The sequence below is a fragment of the Candidatus Parakkermansia intestinigallinarum genome (assembly GCF_944389695.1).
GTDB lineage: Bacteria > Verrucomicrobiota > Verrucomicrobiia > Verrucomicrobiales > Akkermansiaceae > Akkermansia > Akkermansia intestinigallinarum.
The window spans coordinates 1-21,198 of record NZ_CALXNG010000034.1; the positions used below are offsets into that span (position 1 = coordinate 1).

Genomic DNA, 21,198 nt, shown 5'->3' on the forward strand with positions numbered 1-21,198 from the left:
CCGCGCGTCTCGCCCAAGGCACTGGCCAACGCGCGGCAATGCCTGATCTACTACGTCCTCCGGCACTGGTTTGCCGGAGGGAAAGAAATTTGACGCTCACAAGAATTCTGATGCTCAAAATGAGAAAAAAAATAATAGCTCTGCTGACTAGTATCTGGGAGGAACCATCCCGAGAGTTACTCCAACGCATTATATCTATTATTCAAAGTAGGATTTTTGCCGGATTTTGTGTCCTTCTGAGCATAGGGTGCTTGGCTCTTATGTGCTATCATTGCATGAGCCCTGCCATTCAGTATGACTCATCCGCTTCCATTTTCATCATCCAGACGGGTTATGAAGAGCTTATTAAAATAACAGCAGCGGATGTCCACCCACCTCTGTACTACATCATACTCAAGGCGGGAAGCGATCTCATCCTCTCATTCTGCCCGGCTCTCACGATTGTGCAGGCCTGCAAGATCATGTCATTAATCCCCTTCGTATTGGCTGTCTGCCTCTGTCTCACCGTAGTACGAAAAACTTGGGGTTGGTATGTAGCGGGCTTGGGTGCGCTTAGTATCATCACTGCCCCGCTGGCCTTGGAAATCGGGATGGAAATCCGCATGTACTCGTGGGCCATGTTCTTCGTTCTCGCCTGCTATATTTTTTCTTTCAAGGCACTGCAAACCAATAAATGGGGATATTGGCTCCTGTTTGCGTTATCCGGTGTGGCCTCGGCCTATACCCACACGTATGCCTGTGTTGCCGTAATGCCGATTTACCTCTTCTGCGGGTGGTGCAGCATTCGAAGTCGAAACAGGAAATCCCTTTATTGGTGGGTCGGCTCGTGCTTGTTCGCGATTGTCTCCTATCTTCCGTGGCTGGGAATTTTACTCCGGCAAACAGCGTACGTAACTCACGGTTTTTGGATTCCCCAACCTACAATAAGAGAAGTCGTGGAATACTACCTGTTGCTCCCATACGGATTCAGACAAATTCTTTCTCCGAATTTCAGCCTCATCGTTTACGCCTGCGGACTCTTGTGCATTCTTTCAGGATATTTGTACAGGAGGTCAAATACAACGCCGGTGAGCCTTGCTCACTCTCTGTGTGGATTGAGTATCTATCCTTTCCTCCTCATCGTTGGACTTGTCATAACGTTCACGACGTCTCCCGCTTTTCACTCGAGATCCTTGGTTCCCGGAATAGCATGCACGTGGTTAGGGTTACTTCTTTACTCAAAGATCACAGCGCGAAACCTCATTCAACCCCTTTTAGCCTGCTTGATTTTCATTTCCGCATTGGTGCAAGTGAAAGCGTACCACTGTTCACAAAGCGAGTGGGCAACAGGGGCAAACGAGTTGATCCGGTACGCGGATCAAAGCCGGGCGGAAGTCATTGTCACTCCAACCAAATCCCTAGCGGTTCCCCTCGCTTTCGTGCTAAACAGGCCGGTGTATGTTTATAAGGGAACGGGAGACTTTCAGGCAGCTTGGTATGACATGGCATGCCACGCACACGCGCGCATCCATCATCTGTCAACGGAAGAGGATTTAATGTCTCTCATAAAACGCCATCAAAGTGTTCTGTACGTTGATTGCAAAGAGAATGGAGAAGACTTGTCACAGCTCTCGGCCATCAGGCATCAGCCTCTCCTTCCCATGGGAGCTAAATTATCAATGTACCGCGATTTTTATTTGTATAGCCTGCAAGCAGACCAAGAGAGATAAAACGCGTGGCATTCATACGATTATGTGAAGAAAAGCTTTCACACGCCTCAGCGTGAGCCGAGGGCAGCTCGAACTCGCCGGGCAGGCAGGCGGTGAAGGGCGAAGGGGCGACCTTCACGAGTTTGTCCCGCATGCACTCAAAGCGCTCGGACTTGTTGAGGATGAGCGAGACTTTGGGTAGGATGCCCGGCTTGGTGAGGATTTGGAAACCGTTGCGGATGCCGAAGAGGAAGCTGCCGTCGGCATGGTGCTTCTACAGGGCGTCGCCGAGGATGCGCTCGGTTTCGAGCTGCGCGAGGCGGCCACTCATGAGCGAGGTCTTCGTCGACTTCGACGAGGAAGCGCCCAGGTGCTCTCGGAGCTCGGCATGAACGTCGAAAACATCGTCAACACCGTCCGGTCCCTCGGCTGAGTTTTTTCCCGAACGCGCCTCGGGGCTCCGCCGCCCCGAGCGCAGCCCCGAGACCTCCCCGCCGCGCGGCTCCGCCCGCCGGCAAGGCCAAGCGCCCCCGCCGCGTTCATCCGCGGGGGCGCTTGGTCTACCCCATCGGTACAGCGATTGCAACGCCCTCCTCAGTCCTCGAAGAGCTCGGCAAGACCGTGTGCGGCGACGTGGCGCAGCAGCGCGCAGCTGAGGTCGATGCAGGCCGCGAGATCGCGGTCATCGAGGATGCCGTTGTGCGAGTGGATGTAGCGCACGGGCACGCCGAGCACGATGGCGGGCACGCCGTGCCAGTTGGGGTAGCTCGCGGCGGCATCCGTGCCGCCCGTGCGGCGCACGGCGGGCCGGCAGGGGATGTTTTGCTCGTCGGCGAGGCGCAGAACGAGGTCGGCCAGAGCCGGCGGGGTGATGTGCGTGGGGTCGTAGAGGCGAACCTGCACCCCGCGCCCGAGCTCACCCTGGCGCGCGGTGCTGCTCTGCCCGTAGGTGTCGTCTGCGGGAGGCCCTTCGAGGATGACGGCGAGCTCGGGCTGCACTTCCAGCGCTCGGGCTCCGCGCGTGCCGACTTCCTCCTGCACGGTGCCGATGCCGAGCAGGTCGAGCGGGAGTTGTTCCGCTGCCAGCCGCTTCATGGCTTCAATCATGCAGTAGACACCGGCGCGGTTGTCAAAGGCTTTGCCCATCCAGCGGTGCTCGACGGCGAGGGGCTGAAGGCTGACGTCGGGCGTGACGGCGCAGCCCGTGCGGATACCCAGCGCGCGCACTTCGTCTGCACAGGAGGCACCCAGATCGACGCAGAGTGCTTCGGTGGGCATGACTTGGTGGCGCTGGCTTTCGGGCAGCAGGTGCGGCGGCTTGGTGCCGAGCTGGCCGGGAATGCGGCGGCCGTCGCGGGTGTGGACGATGACGCGCTGGGACGGCAGGGTGTGGTTCCACCAGCCGCCGATGGGCACGAGGAGCAGGAAGCCGTCGGCGGTGATGCTCTGCACCATGAAGCCGACTTCATCCATATGCGCGAGCAGAGCGACGGCGGGGCCGCCCGCACCGCTGCGGCAGATGAGGTTGCCCGAGGGCATGCGCGAGATGCTCGAGCAGCAGCTCTGCAACTCGTCGCGAATGATGCGGCGGACGGGGGCTTCAAAACCGGAAGGGGCGCCCGCGTTGCTGCAGCGGGCAAGGAGATCGGCGTTGATCATGCCGACAGCTTAGCATTCTGCCGGGCGGACGGCAAGCTCAAATGCCGCCGGTACTGAGGATGCGCGTACGGCGCTTCATCGCGCTCGGGGAATCCGCCGGCTCGGCGTTGTCTGATGGTGAAGATGATAGTCTCTCTGCCCGCTCCCGAGCCAATCTCGCTACAGAGAGCGACGGAGAAGGCGGGCGGCTTCGGATGATCCGAAGCCGCCCGCCTTGGTTTAGCGCAGCGGTGCGGGTTTGCCGCGGGGCGCTCGAGCACGGTGCCGCGAGCGCTCTGCCGGGCCCTCCCTGCTGCCGGGCTTACTTGAGCGCGTCGTAGGCGCCCTTGAAGAAGTAGTAGCCCCAGCCCCATTCGGAGTCGCCGCTCCAGTCGGGGTCGTAGTGGTGGCGCGGGCGCAGGAAGCGCTCGGGGTGCGGCATGAGGCCCATGGCGCGGCCGGTGGGGTCTTGCAGGCCGGCGATGCGCAGCTCGGAGCCGTTGTGGTTGTCGGCGTATTGCAGGGCGACGCAGCCGTTGTCGAGGTATTTCTGAGCGTCGCCGGGCTCGCAGACGAGGCGGCCTTCGGCGTGGGCCGAGGGCAGCTCGAACTCGTCGGGCAGGCAGGCGGTGAAGGGCGAAGGGGCGACCTTCACGAGTTTGTCCCACATGCACTCAAAGCGCTCGGATTTGTTGAGGATGAGCGAGGCTTTGGGCAGGATGCCCAGCTTGGTGAGGATTTGGAAGCCGTTGCAGATGCCGAAGAGGAAGCCGCCGTCGGCATGGTGCTTCTGCAGGGCGTCGCCGAGGATGCGCTCGGTTTCGAGCTGTGCAAGGCGGCCGCTCATGACGTAGTCGCCGTAGGAGAAGCCGCCGGAGAACACCACGAGCTGGGCCTTGGCCACGTGCTCGGGGCGGGCGGTGGCGATGGGCTGCACCTGGGTCGAGAAGCCGGCGGCCATGAGGGCGCGCTCGGTTTCCACGTCGCAGTTGGTGCCGGGGTACTTGAGGAGTAAGGCGTGTGGCATGGTTGGGTTGTTGCGTGTGGGGTTCTTCAATAGAAGGGGGTGAGGCCGTTCTTCCAGATGTGTTTGAGCTCGGCGATCTCCGCGCTGATGACTTCTTTGCCGCCCGCGAGGATGCTCAGCTTGCTGCCGGCGTCGGAGCGGCCGATGCGTGCGCAGGGGCTGCCGGCCATGGCGGCTTCAAACTCGTTGGCGAGGTCTTCGTCGACTTCGACGAGGAAGCGCCCGGTGCTCTCGCTGAAGCAGGGTACGGCGAGGTTGTTCCAGCCGCCTTCGGTGGGCAGTTTGTCCAGGTCGATGCTGATGCCGCCTTGGCCCGAGAAGGCCATTTCGGCGGCGGCGACGGCGAGGCCGCCTTCGGAGAGGTCGTGCGCGGAGAGCACGAGGCCCTGCGTGAGCGCCTTCTCGTAGTAGCGCTTGTAGGTCTCGTAGTTCTTGGCGCAGTCGGTCTGCGGGACTTTGGCGTCGGCGATGCCTTTGATGCGGGCGTAGACGCTGCCGCCCATTTCGTCTTCGGTGTTGCCGACGATGAAGAGGACGCTGTTGTTGCGGCGCAGCGACATGCCGCGCACGTGCTCGTAGTCTTCAACGACGCCGAAGCCCGAGCACAGGAAGGTGACGGGGATGTTCACCGGGCCGTCTTCCGTCTCAAAGTAGTTGTAGAAGCTGTCTTTGCCGGAGACGTAGGGGGCGCCGTAGGCGAGGGCGGCTTCGCGGATGCCTTTGGCGCATTCGACGATGCGGCCGAGCTCGGTCGGGCATTCGGGGTTGCCCATGCAGAAGTTGTCGAGCAGGGCGATTTTGTCGGGGTTGGTGCCGGCGAGCACGAGCTGGCGCACGGTTTCATCGACGGTGCCGGTGCCCATGGCGTAGGGGTCGGTCTTGCCCCATTCGGGCAGGATGGCCAGCGCGAGCGACATGAGTTTTTCCGAGCCGTCGATGTCGATGACGGAGGCGTCCTGCGGGGCGTCGCCGACGGCGCCGGCGAGGGGTTTGAGCACGGTGTTGCCCTGCACTTCGTGGTCGTATTCGCGGATGATGGGTTCGCGCGAGACGATGGCGAAGTCGCCGAAGAGTTGCTTGAGGTCGCCCGTCAGGTCGCTGTCGTCGAGCGCGAGGCCGGTGAGGGCCGGCGAGGGGGTGAAGACGGATTCGAGCTGCTTGGTGGGCGCGTCGTGGAGTTTCGAGTTGTCGAGCTCGCAGACGAGTTCTCCGTTGTGCCAGACGCGCAGCACGCCCGAGTCATTCGACTCGCCCAGCACGGTCATCTCGGTCTGGAAGGTGTCGCAGAGGCTCTTGAGTTCATCGAGGTTTTCGGGCTTGACGGCGAGCACCATGCGCTCCTGCGATTCGGACAGGAAGATCTGCCAGGAGAGCATGTGGGTCTCTTTGAGCGGGGCGCGCTCGAGGTAGAGGTTGCCGCCGGTCTCGGAGAGCATTTCGCCCGCAGCCGAGGAGAAGCCGCCTGCGCCGCAGTCGGTGACAAACTCGATGAGGCCGCGCTCGCGGGCTTCGAGGATGACGTCGAGGGTCTTTTTCTCTTCGATGGGGTTGCCGATCTGGACGGCTTGCTGGTCTTCTTCGTGCGAGGATTCGCCCATGGCGGCCGAGGAGAAGGTGGCGCCGTGCAGGCCGTCTTTGCCGGTGCGGCCGCCGATCACCACGACGGCGAGGCCGGGTTTCATCTCTTTGGCGATGTCGCTCCGGGGGATGACGCCGGCGGTGCCGCAGAAGACGAGGGGGTTGTAGATGTAGGTGGGGTCAAACTGGATGGCGCCGCTGGTGGTGGGGATGCCCATGCGGTTGCCGTAGTCGCGCACGCCGTGCACGACGCCGCGCATGATGCCCAGCGGGTGGATGATGTTGTGGCCTTCGACCATGCTCTGCGGGGTGTCGGGCGCGCCGAAGCAGAAGACGTCGAGGTTGGCGATGGGCTTGGCGCCTTTGCCGGCGCCGAGGATGTCTCGGATGACGCCGCCCAGGCCCGTGTTGGCGCCGGCGTAGGGCTCGATGGCGCTGGGGTGGTTGTGCGTTTCGGCTTTGAGGCAGACGGAGAGGTTGTCGTCGAGTTTGATGAAGCCGGCGTTGTCGACGAAGGCGCTGAGGACGAAGCCGGGCTTCTTCGCCATGATGTCCTTGGAGGGCCGCTGGATGAAGGTCTTGTACATGCTGCGGATCTCTTCGGTTTCACCGTTGACGCTGTGCCGGATGGTGGCGGCGAAGATGCGGTGTTTGCAGTGCTCGGACCAGGTCTGTGCGATGACTTCGAGCTCGACGTCCGTGGGCTCGCGGCCGATCTCGCAGAAGATCTGCTGCACGACGAGCATGTCTTCCGTCGACAGCGAGAGCTTCATGTCTTGGCTGAGGCGGGTGAGTTCAGCCTCGGTGAGCTCGCGTACGGGTATGGTGCGGTAGGTGGCCATGGGGAGGGGTGTCGTCTTGTGAGGGGTTCCGTTGGCGGGGCGCTTTAACGGACGCTCCAGGTGTGGATGGCGGGGTTGCAGACGTCTTTGCAGAAGCGCGCGGCCAGCGCGGCTTTGTCTCCGTTGCCGAAGATGTAGATGTTCTGCGTGATGGTGAGGTTGGTGATGCGGAAGGGCAGTCCCTTGCGGCCTCGGTAGTTGGCGAGGATGGCTTCTTTCTCCAGATCGAGGGCACCTTTCTTGATGCCGTAGGAGATGCGGAAGAGCTCGCCGCTGAGCGCGGGCGCACCGCCTTCTTCGACTTTCTGCGAGATGGGGTCGACGAGCACGCGGCGCATGTAGTCGCGCGCGGCGTCGAGGTCGCCTTCGCACTCGACGGTGTAGAGGCGCGTGTGGTTGTAGGTCAGCCGGTCGTCAATGGGCGTGTAGAGCAGCTTGTTGGCATCGGTCGCGCTCTGAAAGCGGCTGAATACTTCGAGGGTCAGTGTGGCCATAGGTTCTCTGTGAAAAAGGCCACCGGCAGCCCTGTGTCGCTCTTCTCCCGCCGCTTGCGGGAGCGCGTGGCACGAGGATGCGCGGTGGCCATCTGCTGAGCGTTTTACTTCTGCAGGCGGCTGAGCACTTCGGCGTAGGATTCCATGAACTCGCCGAGGCCCTGGCGGAAGCGGTCCTTGTCCATCTTCTTGCCGGTGGTGACGTCCCAGAGGCGGCAGGTGTCCGGCGAGATTTCGTCGGCGAGCACGATGGCGGTCGGGTCGGTGGCCAAGCGGCCGAACTCGATCTTGAAGTCGATGAGGCGCAGGTTGGCCTTCAGGAAGAATTCCTTGAGCGTTTCGTTGATGAGCAGCGCCATCTTCTTGATGTAGGCGCATTCCTCTTCGGTGGCGGCGCCGACTTCGCGGGCGTAGTCATCGTTGATGAAGGGGTCGTTGAGCGCGTCGTCCTTGTACGAGAACTCGACGATGGGCTTCTTGAAGGGCGTGCCTTCCTTGATGCCCATGCGCTTCGAGAAGGAACCCGCGGCGACGTTGCGCACGATCACCTCGAGCGGCATGATGGAGACTTTGCGGACGAGCAGGTTGATGTCATCCACGTCGTCGACGAGGTGCGTCTTGACGCCCCTGTCCTCAAGCATGCGGTAGATGATGAGGGTGATGGCCTTGTTCATGCGGCCCTTGTTCGCGAAGTCCTCCTTCTTGACTCCGTTGAATGCGGTGGCGGAATCCTTGAACTCCATGCGCAGGACGTTCGGATCCTCGGTCGTGAACAGCCTCTTGGCTTTGCCTTCGTAAATGGGTTCCATGATGTGTCTCGGGGGGGGTGGTGATGTGTCCCCTCGGATACTATACTCGGTAGCTCGTTCTTGTCAAGTCCGAAGAGGAGGGCGCAGCCGGCTTTTCGCGCGGCGAACGGCTCTCGCGGGAGGGCAGCGGGGGCGGGCGCTGCGGCCTGCGAAGCTGCGGGGCTCGATCCGAGGGCTCGCCTAGGCGGATTTTGTGAATCAAAAACAGCTGATTTTGATTCACAACGTTTTTTGTGACTCATCCGTGATTCACAAACGCGAGCCGCGGCGCCGCTCGCAGCGCGCGGCGGCGGAAGGGGGCGGGAGCTGCAGCGCCGTTCAAAGATCGAGGGCGTCTTCTCTGCCGGAAGCGATGTCGAGCAGGCGGCGCATGGCGTAGAGGGCGGGGCGCCGACCGCTGCTGTCGCGATGCAGGCTGATGATTTTCTCTTGGCAGAGGGAGTTGAGGGCTCTCTGAAGCGTGGGAGCCGAGATATCGGGCACGGCTTCGCGAATCTGACTGCGGTTGAAGATCGGGTGTGCGAAGATGGCGTCGAGCAGCGCTTGGCTGTAGGGCGAGTTGAGCAGGCGGCGGAAATCGGCCGAGCACTGCTCGTGATACTCGTGGAGGCGGTGGGCACGCTCGGTATTGACGCTTGCCTGCTCAGCAATGGCGTTGAGCATGAAGAGTATCCAAGCCTCCCAGCCGTCTCGGCGCTCAATGTCGGCGAGGCATCCCATGTATCGGTCTCGGTTTTTCTCGAGGTATTCGCTCAGGTAAAAGACCGGGCGGTGAAGGATGCGCCGCTGGTTGAGAAAGAGGGGAATCATGAGTCGGCCGATACGGCCGTTGCCGTCGAGAAAGGGATGGATCATCTCAAACTGCGCATGCAGAATGCAGACTTGAATCAGCGGATCAGCATCCTCCGTGCGGAGGTACGCATCCCAGTTATCCAAGTAAGCCGACAGCGTCTCGGGTGCAGGCGGAACATAACTGGCAGTCTCCATGCTGCATCCGCGAGCCCCGATCCAATTCTGCGTGCGCCGCACCTGCCCGGGATCCTTGCTTTCTCCGCGCACGCCTCTGAGCAGCAGAGCGTGCATCTCGCGCAGCAGGCCGAAACTCAGCTCGCGGTGCTGCAGGGAATGGGCGCCGTAGCGCAGGGCCTCGCGGTAGTTGATGACCTCTTGGCTATCGGCCGTCGGCCCCTCGGTGCTGCCTGCCTCGTAGGCCAAAACGTCATCCAGCGTCGTCTGGGTGCCCTCGATGCGCGAGGAGAGCACGCAGTCCTGAAGCAGAAAGGGTGAGAGCAGTAAATCCGGATTGCGGAGAAACTCGAGATTGCCGGCGTAGCGTGCCAGTGCTCGATTGGCTCGCCCGAGGGGGGCGAGCAGGCTTGACATGTCCAAGGGGCGCGTCGGCAGATTCTCCAGAATATAGGGCATGTGTCTATGATACACCCGCGCGGCTTCGATGTCCAGCTTGTGAATCAAAAACAGCTGATTTTGATTCACAACGTTTTTTGTGACTCATCCGTGATTCACAAACGCGAGGCGCGCCGCCGCTCGCAGCGCGCGGCGGCGGAAGGGGGCGGGAGCCGCGGCGGGGCACAGCACGGCCCGCAGGGGAAGGCCGACGGAGCGGCGCCCGAGTCGGAGTGAACACAAGCGCCCGAGGCGAGCAGAAGCGGCGGAGTCGGGGTGAGCTCAGGCGGCCGAGGCGGAGGCGGCGGAGTCCGTCGTCTCAGCGGGCCCTGCGGCGGGAGCGGAGTCGCCTGCGGGAGCGGGCACGGCAGCAGGCTCAACGGCGGGCTCGGGAGTTTCGGGCAGTTCCGGCAGCTCGGGCGTGACATCGGGGAGCTGCTTGAGGCCGAGGCTTTGCAGCAGGCGGGCGGCTTCTTCGGGGTCAGCTTCGCAGCCGACGCCCTTCGCGAGGCATTCGGCCAGCATGATGGCAGCGGCCTCACTGCCGGCGGCCGAGGCCTTGCGGAGCAGCTCGAAGCCGCGAGCCTCATCCTGCGGCACAAACTGACCGCTCAGGGCGAGCTGGGCGAGCACGAAGCTGGCTTTGGCGTAGCCGGCGCGATCGAGTTCTTCGATGGCGGTCAGAAAGCCCTGAATGTCCTGTGCCGTGCCGGTGCCGCGCAGCTTGCAGCAGGCGCGGGCGAAGCAGGCATCCGGCTGACCGCTTTGGGCGAGGGCCTCGAGGAGGGCGTAGCCGTCGCTTTCTCTGCCGCTGCATCCCTTGCCGTTGAGCCAGGCATCGGCGAGGCTGAGTATGGCGGGCACGTAGTTTTTGTCCGCGGCCGTTTGGAGCCAATAGAGGCCCTCGGACTGCTTGTCCGCCTCGCCGACACGCTCGAGCAGTTCGCAGCCGAGGCGATCCATGGCGGGCAGGTAGCCGGCCGCGGCGGCGTGGCGCAGGATGCTCAGCCCCTCTTCGCGCTGAAGCGGGTTGTTGAGCATTTTCTCGGCGTGGACGACCAGAGCCTCGGGAACGCCTCGGTTGACGGCTTCGCCGAGGTAGGCTTGCGCCTTGGCGGCGTCTGCCTTGATATCGGCGAGGCCGTCGCGGTAGATTTCAAAGAGATCAAAGCAGGCGCGCGCGTGATTTTTCTCCGCGGCCTGAGTCAGGTAATAGAGGCCGGTGTCGGGGTCTTGGCTAACGCCGGCGCCCTTGATGTAGCAGCGCCCCAGCAAATAGAGCGCATCGGGCATCTTGCGGGAGGCGGCGGCTTTCAGCCAGCGCAGGGCCTCTTGTTCGTCTTTGGCCACATGACGGCCCTCCAGCAGGTAGAGGCAGCAGAAGTACTGGGCATCGGCAACGCCCTTCTCGGCGGCGTACTTGAAGAGGGAAAGGGCCTTGACGCGATCTTGGGCGAGGCCGCCGATGCCGCTGTAGTAGGCTTTGGCCAAGGAGCAGCAGGCCAGGGCTTCGCCGGCGTCGGCCGCCTTGCCGATCCAGGTCATCGCGGCGGGAACGTCCGTCGGGCATCCGTTGCCGCTGAAGAGGTTGATGCCGTACTGATACTGGGCGGGAGCATAGCCGGCCTCGGCCGCAAGGCGATAATACTCGTTGGCTCGGGTGCTGTCGCGCATGAAGCCGCGGGCGTTTGCGTAGCTTCTGGCCAGTTCGTAGAGAGCCCTGGGGTGGCCGGCGTCGGCTGCCTGAGCCAGCAGTTTGTTGGCGGCATCGACGTCGAGCTCAACGCCGATGCCCTCCAGACTCAGCAGGGCGAGCTGATAAGCGGCTTCGGCGCTGCCGGCCTCAACGGCGCGGCGGTAGTGTTCGACGGCTTTCGAGATGCTCAGTTTGCAGCCGTGGCTGCCCTCCATGTAGTGCTGAGCCTGTTCGCAGAGGCTGCGGGCTTGCTCGCTTTCGTCTGCGAGGCTTGTGTTGGCGGCGAGGGCAAGAGCCAGAGTCGACAGAAGTTTGGCTGCGTTTTTTATCATGTGCCGAGGAAGTTCTTTCGGGATAACTACCATATCAAACGCGCTTTGTCAACGCGGCATTGTGTCTGCGGCCGCGCGGATTGCTCTCCCCTGCCCCGCGCGAACGTCTCTCCCCTGCCCCGCCTGCGGCTCTTCCCTGCCCCGCCTGCGGCGGCGGGCTCGGGGCCGGCTCACTGGGCGCTGCGGCGGTAGTCGGCCGAGGCCAGCAGGGCTTTGGCTTCGCCCAGCAAAAAGAAGGAGCCGCAGATGAGGGTGCCGCTCGGCAAATCGCGCAAGGCGTCGCTGAGGGTGGCCGGGCAGCTGAGGGGGGCGCTGCTGCAGGCGCGCACTTTGGCGGCAAGTTCGCTCGCGGGCAGGATGCGGGGGGATTGCACGGGGGGCAGCACCCAGCCGGAGACGATGGGCGAGAGGATGCTCAGCACGCTGTCGAGGTCCTTGTCGGCCGAGCCCGCAAAGATGCAGCGGGCGCGGCGCTCGCCGAAGGCTTCTCGCCAGCTTTGCACCAGCACGCGCATGGCCGGGGGGTTGTGGGCGCCGTCCATGATGACGCCGGGGGCGATTTCTTCAAAGCGGCCGGGCCAGCGCACTTCGGCCAGCCCGCGGGCGACGGCTGCGTCGCTCGCCGAGAACCCGGGCAGAGAGCGCAGGGCGGCCAGGGCGAGGGCGGCGTTGCTCTTTTGGTGGCTGCCGCGCAGGCCGAGGGGAAGCTCGCAGGTCTCGTCGATGATGCGGCACTCGGTCCGTGCGCGCGCGGCGGCTTCGTCGATGGCGCGTTTGGCGTCGGGCTGCTGGGGGGCGGAGACGGCGGGGCGATGCGGGGCGATGATGGCGGCTTTTTCGCCGGCGATTTCGTAGAGGGTGTCGCCGAGGTATTGGCGGTGGTCGAGGCCGATGGGCGCGATCACGGCGACGTCTTTGGGGACGGCGTTGGTGGCGTCGAGGCGCCCGCCCATGCCCGTTTCGAGGATGATGAGGTCGACCTCGCGCTCGGCAAAATACATCAGGGCGATGGCGAGCGTGAGCTCAAAGAAGGTGGGCATGGTCTCCCGGCCCTCGACCCTGCGCCGCAGCTGCCCGATGAGGCGGGCGAGGTCGGCATCGGGGATTTCTTCGCCGTTGACGCGGATGCGCTCGTTGAAGCGCACGAGATGCGGCGAGGTGAAGAGCCCGGTGCCGTAGCCGGCGGCGCGGGCGACGGATTCGGCAAAGGCGCAGGTGGAGCCTTTGCCGTTGGTGCCCGCGACGTGGATGACTTGCGCACGCGGATGCAGCACCCCGCAGTCGCCGAGCAGCCGCGTGATGCCCTCAAGCCCGAGCTTGATGCCGAACATCTGGGTGCCGTAGAGCCAGTCGAGGGCTTCGCGGCAGGCGCTTGCGCTGTCGGTCGGCTCGCTCATCAGTAGCGGTAGGCGTCGCTCTTGAAGGGGCCTTCGACGGGAACACCGATGTAGTCGGCCTGCTTCTGCGTGAGAGTGGTGAGGTGAACGCCGAGTTTGCCGAGGTGTAGGCGGGCGACTTCTTCGTCGAGGATTTTGGGCAGCACTTCGACGCCGGCCGGGCGCTTGCCGCGATCCTGCCAGAGGGCGATCTGGGCGAGGACTTGGTTGGTGAAGCTGTTGCTCATGACGAAGGAGGCGTGGCCCGTGGCGCAGCCGAGGTTGACGAGGCGCCCTTCCGCCAGCAGGTAGAGGCTGTGGCCGTCGGGGAAGCTGTATTTGTCGACCTGCGGTTTGATGTTGGTGCGCACGATGCCTTCGCGGGCCTGCAGGCGCGCCACTTGGATTTCGTTGTCGAAGTGGCCGATGTTGCAGACGATGGCTTGGTCTTTCATGGCTTCCATGTGCTCCAGGGTGATGATGTCGCAGTTGCCGGTGGTGGTGACGTAGATGTCGGCCGTGCCGAGGGTGTCTTCGACGGTGAGCACGCGGTAGCCTTCCATGGCGGCCTGAAGAGCGCAGATGGGGTCGACTTCGGTGACGATGACTTGGGCGCCGAGGCCGCGCAGGGCCTGGGCGCAGCCTTTGCCGACGTCGCCGTAGCCGCAGATGACGGCGACTTTGCCGGCGATCATGACGTCGGTGGCGCGCTTGATGCCGTCGGTGAGGCTCTCGCGGCAGCCGTAGAGGTTGTCAAACTTGCTCTTGGTGACGGAGTCGTTGACGTTGATGGCCGGGAAGAGGAGGCTGCCCTCGCGCTCCATCCTGTAGAGGCGATGGACGCCGGTGGTGGTTTCTTCGGAGACGCCGACGATGTCGGGCACCCAGCGGTGGAAGACGCCGGGCTGCTCGGCGGCGATGCGGCGCAGCAGGGCTTTGATGACGCGCTCTTCTTCGCTCTCGGCGGGCTCGTTGACCCAGTTGTCGCCGGCTTCCATTTCGTAACCTTTGTGAATCAGCAGGGTGGCGTCTCCGCCGTCATCGACGATGAGCTGCGGGCCGAGGCCGTCGCGGTGGCTGAGGGCCTGCCAGGTGTACTCCCAGTACTCCTCGAGGCTTTCGCCTTTGCGCGCAAAGACGGGCACGCCTGTGGCGGCGATGGCGGCGGCGGCGTGGTCTTGGGTGGAGAAGATGTTGCAGCTGGCCCAGCGCACGTCGGCGCCGAGCGCGACGAGGGTCTCGATGAGCACGGCGGTCTGAATGGTCATGTGCAGCGAGCCGGTGATGCGAACGCCGGCCAGAGGCTTCTGCGGACCGTATTTTTCACGGCAGGCCATGAGGCCGGGCATTTCGTATTCGGAGATGGTGATTTCTTTGCGTCCCCAGTCCTTGAGGCTCATGTCGGCCACCTTGTATGCTGTCGTTGCGTCCATGTGCTGAGCATACGCTGTTTTTCGGCTGCCGTCAATGCGTTTTCCTCACGGTGATGCCGTCAATGCGCCTGCCGGAGCGGGTGCAGCTTCCAAGCAGCGGTCCCGAACCCCATGTCACGGCAGAGATTCGGATATTCGCTCATGCGATCAAAAACATTTTTGACTCGTTCGCACCAACGGCTCTTCGGCGCAATGGTACGCAGGAGCCAAGCGCACACACACAGTACTGCGGCTGTCTTTTCCGCACCTGTCAGAAGTTCGGGAAACTTGCTCCGGCGCTGTCAGATTGCCGAATGTGCAGAACTCGACGAATACCCAAACAGCTAGATGTTCAACATCGGCAATGTGCTTGAGGGTACGGTGGTGTATGGCGCATTCCGAATGGCTATCGGTGTAGGTTTTATTGATTTTCTGCAGGGTTATGGTCGAGCTTGTTCATCAAAACAGCGGTACGACTTGTCATGGTTCATGGCCTTCTCCTTCAACATAAAAAAGCCCTGAGACAAGCTCAGGGCTATGTGGATTATGCGATGCCCCGGGCACCGCCTGCAACCGGTGAGGATTGCAGGTCCCACTCATACGCCGTTGAGAGTATCACAATATGTCTGCATGTCAATACCTGCGTTTGAATGCAGGGGCAAAAAACCGGCACCCGCTTGCTGCGGGTGCCGGCCGTGAGATCGGGTCCGTGAGGCCGCCTGAGGTCTGCCGAACCGTCAGGCCTTGGCCTCTTCTTCGTCTTTGCTCTTGGGCATCTTGCCGGTGGTGAAGTACTGCTCGATTTCTTCGAGCGTGCGTCCCTTGGTTTCCGGCAGGAAGAAGGCGGCGGTGATGAAGTAGATGACCGTGAAGCCGGCCAGCGTGAAGAAGACGCTGGAGTAGCCGCAGGCGCCCACCCAGGGCAGGAAGACGCCGGCGATGGTCGTCGAGACGCCTTGGTTGATCAGCAGGGCGATGGCCATGCCGTTGGCGCGGATGCGGTTGGGCATGAGCTCGGAGAGCGCCAGCCAGACGCAGACGCCCGGGCCGGCGGCGTAGAAGGCGATGAAGATGATGAAGAAGGCGGTGACGGCCCAGCCGGTGACGGCACCGGGCTTCATGCCGATTTCAGCGCGGACGATTTCGAGCTCCTTGAGGGTGCCGGGCTCTTGGATGTCGCTCCAGAAGCAGAGCTTGTCCAGGAAGGTGGCGCGGCCGACGAAGCCGGGGTCGATGATGGCGCGGTCGGAGTTCTTCTCCAAGCGCTGAAGCTCTTTGATGATGGCTTCTTTATCCTCTTCGCCGATGCCGTCGCGGAGGGCGACCCGGCCGCTGCGGATCTTGTCGGAGAGGCGGGCAGAGGCTTCGGCCTTCTTGTCGAGGTTCTTCATGAAGTCCGCGCGGGCAGCGGCGACGTCGACGGGGGCCATGGCTCCGTCGGCGTAGGCGTCAGCGGGGTTGGCGAGGGCTTCGTTGACGCTCTTCATGGCGGCGGCGCGGTCGAAGTGCTCGGCGACGACTTGGTTGCTGTCATCACCCTGGTGGTAGGTGACGATGAGCTGCATGCCCGGGGCGACGGATTCGCCCTGCACGAAGGCGTCATCCCAGCCTTCGGCTTTGTTGTCGCGCGCCCACTTGACGGCGTCTTCGGTCGAGAGCTTCAGGACGGCGTTGTCACGGACGAGGCTCTTGGCGTATTCGGTGACGTCCACGCGCTTGTTCTCAAGCATGCTGAACATGAGGCCGACGCCGACGAGGCCGACGATGATGCCGAGCGTGCCGACCATGAGCAGGAACTTGCGGCCTTTCTTGTCGACCAGCGAGACGGCGACGATGGTCATGAGCATGTTGACCACCTTGATGGCGAGGTCGGCGTAGTTGGCCTGCTCACCTTGGAGACCCGCCTGCTGGAAGACCTTGACGGAGTAGTTGAGCACGGAGTTGATGCCCGTGGCCTGCGTGCAGGCGAGCACGACGACGGCGAGGATGAAGGGGATGACGTATTTGCGCTGGAGGAGCGAGTCGCCCTTGGCGGCTTCTTTGGCAGCGGCCTTGTTTTCGGCTTCAGCTTTGTCCGCAGCGATCATTTCATCGAGAATCTCGCTGGCGGCTTCATCGCCGTTGTTGGCGGCCAGAGAGCTGAGGGCTTCTTCCTTGCGGCCGCGGCGGTAGAGCCAGCGCGGGGATTCCTTGAGGCGGAAGGCACCGAGGAAGAGGATGATGCCGGGAAGGGACGAGCACCAGAAGATGGTCTTCCAAGCGTTCGCTTTGGAGACGGTTTCGATGGTGACGTCATCAGCCGCACCGACAATCTTGGTGGTGACAAGGCCGATGAGGGCCGCGAAGACAAGGCCGATTGTCAGCAGGAACTGGAACATGCCCGTGCCCTTGCCGCGCGAGCTGGCATCAAGGCATTCGGCCAAATACATCGGCACGACCACGCCGATGAGGCCGGCGGAGGCGCCTTGGAGGATTCGACCGGCCATGAGGGCCTCGAAGCTCGCCGAGGTGCAGATGACGGGGATACTCAGGGTGAAGAGGAAGGCCGAGATGATGATGACCTTCTTGCGCCCGAGCCACTCTGCCAGCATGCCGGCGAAGAGTGAGGAGAGAACGGAGCCGAGAAGCACCGCCGCCACAACAATGGAGAGTTGCTGGGGCGTGTAGTCGGAGGTTGCTTCGATGTACGGCAGGGCGGCGGCGATGATGCCGACGTCTACGCCGTAGAGAAGACCGCCGAGACCGGCCATGAACATCAGGTACATGGCATAGCGTTTCACCGAGGCGGGAAGCTCGGTTTTGGTAGCGTCAGTACTCATAGTTGGGCTGATTATAGCATGCGCGGCGGGCAGTTCAACTCAAAAGCCCGAGTTTGAGCGGCTGAGAGGCGTTTTTTTTTGCGGCGCTTCCGCCGCTCCGCCCCTCCGCCGGCTCTTTTGCTCGGGGATTTCCCTTCTCGCATTCCCCTTCGCTTTCGCTCCCCTGCTCTGACTTTCCTGCGGCGCTCGGCTGATGCGGGGCTGCGGCGGGGGAGAGCCCGGGCTGCTCCGGCCGGGGAAGCTCCGGCTGAGACTGTTCTCAGAGGGCGGCGGCGACGGCTTCGGCGCAGTGCCGGCCGTCGAGGGCGGCCGAGACGATGCCGCCGGCATAGCCCGCGCCTTCGCCGCAGGGGTAAAGTCCGCTGAGTTGCGGGTGCTGGAAGCTGTGCTCGTCGCGGGGGATGCGGACGGGGGAGCTGGTGCGGGTTTCGCAGCCGATGAGCAGGGCTTCTTCGCCGGCGAAGCCGTGCAGTTTGCGCTCGAAGAGGCGCAGGCCCTCGGCCATGCGCCGCGCGATGCCGTCGGGCAGCAGGGCGTTGAGATCCCAAGCGCTCAGGCCGGGGTGGTAGCTGCTGCGCGGCAGGCTGCGGCTGAGGCGCTTGGCGAGGAAGTCGACGGCGAGTTGCGCGGGGGCTTTCTGCCGGCCGCCGCCGGCGTTGGCGGTGGCGATTTCAAGCTCTTTCTGCCAGACGATGCCGGCGAGGGCTCCGTATTCGGGCAGGTAGAGGTCGGTGTCTTCGGGTTCGACGGTGACGACGAAGCCGGAGTTGGCGAAGGGGGAGTTGCGCCGCGAGAGGCTCATGCCGTTGACGACGACTTCGTCGTTTTCGGTGGCGGCGGGCACGATGAAGCCGCCCGGGCACATGCAGAAGGAGTGCACGCCGCGCCCGTCGATTTTGGTGGCGAGGGTGTAGCGGGCGGCAGGCAGGGCTTCGGGGCGGGCTTCGCCGGGGCGCAGGTGGTATTGGGCGCGGTCGATGAGGCTCTGGGGGTGCTCGATGCGCACGCCGACGGCGAAGGCTTTGCGCTCCAGCAGCAGGCCTTCGCGCTGCAGCAGGCGGTAGATGTCTCGGGCGCTGTGCCCGGTGGCGAGGATGACGGCGTCTCCGCTGTACTCCTGCCCGTTCGCGCAGCGCACGCCCAGCAGGCGGCGGCCGTCGGCGCTGCGCAGCAGGCCGTCGACCCGGCTGCGGAAGTGCACTTCGCCGCCTGCGCCGAGGATGCTTTCGCGCATGGCTTTGATGATGTTGGGCAGGCGGTTGGAGCCGATGTGCGGGTGCGCGTCGGTGAGGATGGCGGGGTCGGCACCGTGGGCGACGAAGGTTTCGTAGATTTCGCTCACGGGGCCTCTCTTGGTGGCGCGGGTGAAGAGTTTGCCGTCGGAGAAGGTGCCGGCGCCGCCTTCGCCGAAGCAGTAGTTGGAGTCTTCGACGACGCGCCCTTCGCAGTTGACGGGCTTGAGGTCGAAGCGCCTGGCCGAGACGTCCTTGCCGCGCTCCAGCACGATGGGGCGCAGGCCGAGTTCGAGGCAGCGCAGGGCGGCAAAGAGGCCGCCGGGGCCGCTGCCGACGATGATGACGCGGCGGGCATGGGCCGGCAGGGGGGCGTAGCAGCGCTGCACGGGAGCGGCGGCGGGGAGCTCTTCGTCGATGGCGGCGAGGACGCGCAGTTGTTTGCAGATGGGCCGGCGGCGGGCGTCGATGCTTTCCTTGACGAGGCGCAGGCCCTGCACGCGCTTGGGGGAGATGCCGAGTTTCTGCGCGACGGCCTTGCGGCGGGCGTCGTCGCGCAGGCTCTGTTTGAGAGGCAGGCGGATATCGATTTCGGTGAGCATGGGCGTGGCGCGGCGGCCGGCGGAAGTCGGGAGGGGGAAAAACGGGAGAGGAGAAACGGAAGACGGGAAACGGGGGGAGAGACGCGGGAAACGAGAGTCGGGAGGCGAGAGGGGATGATCAGCAGCGGATGTTTTGCTGCATGCAGAGGGCGGGCGAATCGTTGCCCGAGGAGCCGACCTCGACGGCCGGCACGCCGGCGACGGTGGTGTGCGGCCGCACGTTGTCGAGCACGACGGATGAAGCGGCGATTTTAGCGCATTCGCCGATTTCGATGCGGCCGAGTACTTTGGCACCCGCCCCGATGAGCACGCCGCTGCGCACGACGGGGTGGCGGGCTCCGCCCTTCTCTTTGCCGGTGCCGCCGAGGGTGACTTCGTGCAGCATGGAGACTTTATTTTCGATGATGGCGGTCTCACCGACGACGAAGCCGGTGCCGTGGTCGAGCAGGATGCCGCAGCCGATCTGCGCGGCGGGGTGGATGTCGATGCCGAAGACTTCGCTGCCGACGCTCTGGAAGTAGAGGGCGAGCAGGCGGCGGCCGTCGAGCCAGAGGCGGTGCGCGACGCGGTAGGTGGCGAGGGCGTGGAAGCCTTTGAAGAAGAGGAGGGGTTCGAGGGGGTTGTGGCAGGCGGCGTCGCGGTCGACGACGGCCTGCAGGTCTTCGGCCATGCCGGCGACGATGTCGGGGTTTTGCTTGAGCAGGGTGCGGATGAGCGGCTCGATGTCATCGCGCCCCATGTCGCGCCGCGAGAGTTTGCGCGCCAGGCGCACGGAGACGGCGTTGCCGAGGCTGCTGCGGCTCAGCACGATGTCGTCCAGGAGGCTGAAGAGCTTCGGTTCACTTTCTTCGGCGCGCTCGGCAACGCGGCGTATCTCCGCCCAGACGCTTTCGGCGGCATCCGGGTTTGTCGCTTGCATTTTCTCGGGTCTGAGCAGGCAATCCATGATGATGTGCGGGGGAAAAGAGAGAGGTGGGGGCGCGACGGCCGGCGGAAAGGGGGGGGAGCGGAGGGTCGGAGCGGACGCTTTCGTCCGCCGCCCGCGGGCAGCTCACCCGGCGGCAGGCAGAGGCCTCAGAGACAACATTCGCGCAGCATGTCATCGAGGCGGTAGGTCATCTCGGTGAGCGCTTCGCGGGCCTGAGATTCGGGCAGCAGCCAGAGCACCTCGCGGGCTTCTTCGTTGCGCGAGATACCCTCGTCGACCGATCGGCGAATGGCCTCGCGGAAGGCCTCGGTCTTGCGCAGGCGGTTGAAGTCGATTTCCCGGCGCTGCTCGATGCAGTCGCGCACGTAGGCGGCGACGTCCTCTTGGTCGGACTCCATCAGGAAGAAGACGGGCAGCGTGAGCTTGCCCTTCTCATTGTCCGTTCCGAGCGTCTTGCCGGCCTCTTCATCCTGCCCCGTGAGGTCGAGGCAGTCATCGTAGATCTGGTAAGAGATGCCCAGCAGCATGCCCATGCGGTTGAGATGCTCGATCATCTCTTCATCGAGCCCCTGCAGATAGGCCGCCCCGGCCATAGAGACGGCGAAAAGCGTGGCCGTCTTGCGGCGGATGAGCTCGTAGTAGTCATCGCGCGTCATCTCGACATCCCAGAGGCGGCTCGATTGCTCCACCTCGCCTTGGCAGAGGTCGCGCACGGCCAGGGCCATGCGGCGGCAGAAGCGCCCGTCCGAGATCTCGGAGCCCATGACCATGGCCTGCGAGAGCAGCGTATCGCCCAGCAAGACCGCCAGTTCGTTGCCCCAGAGGGCATTCGGCGTGGGCTGGTCGCGGCGCGTATCGGCCTTGTCGAGCACGTCGTCGTGAATGAGCGAGGCCATGTGAATCATCTCCATGATAGCGCCGAAGATGATGTGCTCGCGCTTGATGCCGCCGGTCGCTGCCGCCGTGAGCAAGACAAGACCCGGACGGATCATCTTGCCGCGCGCCCGGCAGATGCGGCGCATGTAGTCGCGCACGTAGGGCTCAAACTGCTCGGTCTGCTCGGCCATGACGTCGCGCACTTTCTGCAGCTCCGCCTTGACGAGTCGAATATGATCGCGGCGGTGACGCAGTTTGCTGAAGAACTGGAAACTCATGGCTCAGAAATCCGAAGAGGTCGATGCGGCGGCAATCTTAGCAAAATTAACCCTGTTTGGCAACTCTTAATTGAGCTGCGCCGCTTTCCTCCACACCTGTCCCAAAGTTTGAGCAGGGGGGAAAAGGGATGCAGTAATCATGCGGGGTGTCGGGCAAGGAGAGGGCA

The 21,198-nt window shown here is 63.6% G+C and carries 16 protein-coding genes; 2 read left to right on the forward strand and 14 right to left on the reverse strand.

Features of this window, described 5'->3' with window-relative positions; all coding sequences use genetic code 11:
* Positions 1-275 precede the first annotated feature (275 nt).
* Positions 276-1,709, forward strand: coding sequence for a glycosyltransferase family 39 protein (locus AC6UAL_RS08430; protein ID WP_500682936.1), 1,434 nt, complete (start codon positions 276-278; stop codon positions 1,707-1,709).
* On the opposite strand, the gene AC6UAL_RS08435 is transcribed toward AC6UAL_RS08430, so the two are convergent.
* Positions 1,648-1,929: a hypothetical protein gene (locus AC6UAL_RS08435; RefSeq protein ID WP_500682951.1), complete on the reverse strand. Its 282-nt coding sequence runs from the start codon at positions 1,927-1,929 to the stop codon at positions 1,648-1,650. The genes AC6UAL_RS08430 and AC6UAL_RS08435 overlap by 62 nt on opposite strands.
* Here AC6UAL_RS08435 and AC6UAL_RS08440 point away from each other — a divergent pair.
* Complete coding sequence (locus tag AC6UAL_RS08440) at positions 1,912-2,121, forward strand: hypothetical protein (protein WP_500682937.1); 210 nt, start codon at positions 1,912-1,914, stop codon at positions 2,119-2,121. The genes AC6UAL_RS08435 and AC6UAL_RS08440 overlap by 18 nt on opposite strands.
* A gap of 161 nt (positions 2,122-2,282) precedes the next feature.
* On the opposite strand, the gene AC6UAL_RS08445 is transcribed toward AC6UAL_RS08440, so the two are convergent.
* The 13 genes from AC6UAL_RS08445 to AC6UAL_RS08505 all read right to left on the reverse strand — a co-directional run bounded on the left by AC6UAL_RS08445 (position 2,283) and on the right by AC6UAL_RS08505 (position 21,031).
* A complete protein-coding gene (locus tag AC6UAL_RS08445; RefSeq protein ID WP_500682938.1) occupies positions 2,283-3,347 on the reverse strand; it encodes a M42 family metallopeptidase in 1,065 nt (354 codons plus the stop codon).
* A gap of 301 nt (positions 3,348-3,648) precedes the next feature.
* Positions 3,649-4,353 carry a phosphoribosylformylglycinamidine synthase subunit PurQ gene (locus AC6UAL_RS08450; RefSeq protein WP_500682939.1) on the reverse strand — a complete coding sequence of 235 codons (705 nt, stop codon included), beginning with the start codon at positions 4,351-4,353 and terminating at the stop codon, positions 3,649-3,651.
* Positions 4,354-4,379: 26 nt separating this feature from the next.
* Complete coding sequence (purL, locus tag AC6UAL_RS08455) at positions 4,380-6,773, reverse strand: phosphoribosylformylglycinamidine synthase subunit PurL (RefSeq protein WP_500682940.1); 2,394 nt, start codon at positions 6,771-6,773, stop codon at positions 4,380-4,382.
* A gap of 44 nt (positions 6,774-6,817) precedes the next feature.
* On the reverse strand, positions 6,818-7,267 hold the full coding sequence (locus tag AC6UAL_RS08460) for a hypothetical protein (RefSeq protein WP_500682941.1): 450 nt from the start codon (positions 7,265-7,267) through the stop codon (positions 6,818-6,820).
* A gap of 104 nt (positions 7,268-7,371) precedes the next feature.
* On the reverse strand, positions 7,372-8,076 hold the full coding sequence (purC, locus tag AC6UAL_RS08465) for a phosphoribosylaminoimidazolesuccinocarboxamide synthase (RefSeq protein ID WP_500682942.1): 705 nt from the start codon (positions 8,074-8,076) through the stop codon (positions 7,372-7,374).
* 318 nt (positions 8,077-8,394) lie between these two features.
* Positions 8,395-9,570, reverse strand: coding sequence for a Fic family protein (locus AC6UAL_RS08470; protein ID WP_500682943.1), 1,176 nt, complete (start codon positions 9,568-9,570; stop codon positions 8,395-8,397).
* Between the two features lie 192 nt (positions 9,571-9,762).
* The gene (locus AC6UAL_RS08475) at positions 9,763-11,508 is read right to left on the reverse strand and encodes a tetratricopeptide repeat protein (RefSeq protein ID WP_500682944.1); all 1,746 of its coding nucleotides are present in this window, start codon (positions 11,506-11,508) and stop codon (positions 9,763-9,765) included.
* A 170-nt stretch (positions 11,509-11,678) separates the two neighbouring features.
* A complete protein-coding gene (locus AC6UAL_RS08480; protein WP_500682945.1) occupies positions 11,679-12,905 on the reverse strand; it encodes a bifunctional folylpolyglutamate synthase/dihydrofolate synthase in 1,227 nt (408 codons plus the stop codon).
* Positions 12,905-14,317, reverse strand: coding sequence for an adenosylhomocysteinase (gene ahcY, locus AC6UAL_RS08485; protein WP_500682946.1), 1,413 nt, complete (start codon positions 14,315-14,317; stop codon positions 12,905-12,907). The genes AC6UAL_RS08480 and ahcY overlap by 1 nt, the downstream gene beginning before the upstream one ends.
* A 716-nt stretch (positions 14,318-15,033) precedes the next feature.
* Complete coding sequence (locus tag AC6UAL_RS08490; RefSeq protein ID WP_500682947.1) at positions 15,034-17,115, reverse strand: MFS transporter; 2,082 nt, start codon at positions 17,113-17,115, stop codon at positions 15,034-15,036.
* A gap of 259 nt (positions 17,116-17,374) precedes the next feature.
* Positions 17,375-18,949: an NAD(P)/FAD-dependent oxidoreductase gene (locus AC6UAL_RS08495; RefSeq protein WP_500682948.1), complete on the reverse strand. Its 1,575-nt coding sequence runs from the start codon at positions 18,947-18,949 to the stop codon at positions 17,375-17,377.
* 118 nt (positions 18,950-19,067) lie between these two features.
* Positions 19,068-19,868 carry a serine O-acetyltransferase gene (cysE, locus tag AC6UAL_RS08500; protein ID WP_500682949.1) on the reverse strand — a complete coding sequence of 267 codons (801 nt, stop codon included), beginning with the start codon at positions 19,866-19,868 and terminating at the stop codon, positions 19,068-19,070.
* 155 nt (positions 19,869-20,023) lie between these two features.
* Positions 20,024-21,031: a polyprenyl synthetase family protein gene (locus AC6UAL_RS08505; protein WP_500682950.1), complete on the reverse strand. Its 1,008-nt coding sequence runs from the start codon at positions 21,029-21,031 to the stop codon at positions 20,024-20,026.
* Positions 21,032-21,198: the final 167 nt, after the last annotated feature.

Excerpts from the sequence above, each read along its gene's own strand:
- AC6UAL_RS08490 (WP_500682947.1), bottom strand. The coding sequence starts at position 17,115 with ATGAGTACTGACGCTACCAAAACCGAGCTTCCCGCCTCGGTGAAACGC.
- ahcY (WP_500682946.1), bottom strand. The coding sequence starts at position 14,317 with ATGGACGCAACGACAGCATACAAGGTGGCCGACATGAGCCTCAAGGAC.
- AC6UAL_RS08460 (WP_500682941.1), bottom strand. The coding sequence starts at position 7,267 with ATGGCCACACTGACCCTCGAAGTATTCAGCCGCTTTCAGAGCGCGACC.
- AC6UAL_RS08475 (WP_500682944.1), bottom strand. The coding sequence starts at position 11,508 with ATGATAAAAAACGCAGCCAAACTTCTGTCGACTCTGGCTCTTGCCCTC.
- purL (WP_500682940.1), bottom strand. The coding sequence starts at position 6,773 with ATGGCCACCTACCGCACCATACCCGTACGCGAGCTCACCGAGGCTGAA.
- AC6UAL_RS08505 (WP_500682950.1), bottom strand. The coding sequence starts at position 21,031 with ATGAGTTTCCAGTTCTTCAGCAAACTGCGTCACCGCCGCGATCATATT.
- AC6UAL_RS08495 (WP_500682948.1), bottom strand. The coding sequence starts at position 18,949 with ATGCTCACCGAAATCGATATCCGCCTGCCTCTCAAACAGAGCCTGCGC.
- purC (WP_500682942.1), bottom strand. The coding sequence starts at position 8,076 with ATGGAACCCATTTACGAAGGCAAAGCCAAGAGGCTGTTCACGACCGAG.
- AC6UAL_RS08480 (WP_500682945.1), bottom strand. The coding sequence starts at position 12,905 with ATGAGCGAGCCGACCGACAGCGCAAGCGCCTGCCGCGAAGCCCTCGAC.
- AC6UAL_RS08430 (WP_500682936.1), top strand. The coding sequence starts at position 276 with ATGAGCCCTGCCATTCAGTATGACTCATCCGCTTCCATTTTCATCATC.
- AC6UAL_RS08445 (WP_500682938.1), bottom strand. The coding sequence starts at position 3,347 with ATGATCAACGCCGATCTCCTTGCCCGCTGCAGCAACGCGGGCGCCCCT.
- AC6UAL_RS08450 (WP_500682939.1), bottom strand. The coding sequence starts at position 4,353 with ATGCCACACGCCTTACTCCTCAAGTACCCCGGCACCAACTGCGACGTG.
- cysE (WP_500682949.1), bottom strand. The coding sequence starts at position 19,868 with ATGCAAGCGACAAACCCGGATGCCGCCGAAAGCGTCTGGGCGGAGATA.